The sequence below is a fragment of the Oleiphilus sp. HI0043 genome, from assembly GCF_001634935.1.
On record NZ_LWEY01001116.1, the window covers coordinates 1 to 1,389 of the forward strand.

The window sequence follows — 1,389 nt, forward strand, 5'->3', positions numbered from 1 at the left end:
AATCTTTCTGGGATGAAGTATTCACTATTTACCGAAGTAGAGCCTGACCCTACCTTCACAGTAGTTGAAAGTGGCCTCCGTAAGTATCGACAGCAAAACTGTGATTCTGTAATGGCTATTGGTGGTGGCTCTTCAATTGATGCTGCTAAAGTTATTGCTTTAGCTGCAAGTAACGAAGTGAGCCCTCGAGATCTGGTTGGCATTTTAAAGGGCAAGAAACCTTCTGCGCCTTTCTTTGCAATTCCCACCACTGCGGGTACTGGCTCTGAGGCAACCATTGGTGCCGTTATTTCTGACAGCATTACCCACAAAAAAGAACTTGTTATTGATACAAAAATAGTTCCTTTAGTAGCGGCACTAGACCCTGATTTAATGAAGGGCCTTCCTCCTGCTATTACTGCAGCAACCGGGATGGATGCCTTAACCCACCTTGTCGAATCTTATTTAAGCGGCATGGCAAACGAAGAGTCTGACTATTATTCTCGTTCAGGTATTCAAATGATTTTTGAAAACCTACCGAAGGTATACAAACGTGGCAACAATGCTAAAGCACGAGAGAAGATGGCGCTGGCTTCGTACTACGGAGGCTTAACGATAAATATCGCCGGATTAGGGTATGTGCATGCTTTTGCCCACCAATTAGGTGCTAAGTACAAACTACCCCATGGCGAATCCAATGCAAAAGTTCTGCCTTATGTGCTTGAATTCANTAAAGCTGCGAGCACGACACGCTTGGCTGAACTTGCACAATGCCTGGGTCTCGGCAGCAGAAATGATAATGATACAGTGCTAGCTGAAGCGTTTATTAGTGAAGTCAAAAATTTGATTTCTACGCTAAATATCGAGAACACGATACCTCAAATAAAACGCTCAGATTTTTCTGAAATTATTCAGGGTGCTTTTAAAGAAGCTAACTCAACCTACGCCGTTGCAAAGTACATGTCTTATGACGAGGCAGAAGAAATGCTCAGCGCTATCTCTGGCCGAGCCAGCGACATTTAAGGATTACGTAACCCACTAAACAGCGTCACTGCGGGTCATAGAGGGAATTAAATACCCGTTTATCTTACGCACCAGGTTTTCTGGTACGTAAGATATAAAACTCAATTAAAGGCGCTCTCTTAGTGTAATTCGCTTTAAACCAAGCAACGCTACAAGCCACAGCATCCAGAAGACTGAACCGCCACCACTGCCACCCTTGCTCGTAGTGGGTTCAGTTACTGGTTCAGAAACTAAGCTGGCAACGCCCCCTGGATCAAGCACAGTACCATTAGCCTGGCCATCTGCATCGTTGGCACCGCCATCTTCTATTAGCATCATTAGACAGTTGTGGCCTTGCGTTAAGCCTGGTTGATAAGCAGTACTTCCAGGAGAAGGGCAAATGCCTGG

2 protein-coding genes are annotated in these 1,389 nt (G+C 45.0%); one reads left to right on the top strand and one right to left on the bottom strand.

All coding sequences use genetic code 11. The annotated features are described in order from the left end of the window. On the top strand, nucleotides 1-1,002 hold a 1,002-nt coding region (locus A3729_RS12445; protein ID WP_068633935.1), incomplete at its 5' end, for an iron-containing alcohol dehydrogenase. A 105-nt stretch (nucleotides 1,003-1,107) separates the two neighbouring features. Here A3729_RS12445 and A3729_RS33045 read toward each other — a convergent pair. Next, nucleotides 1,108-1,389, bottom strand: a 282-nt coding sequence (locus tag A3729_RS33045) for a choice-of-anchor U domain-containing protein (protein ID WP_197475831.1), incomplete at its 5' end; no start/stop codon positions are given.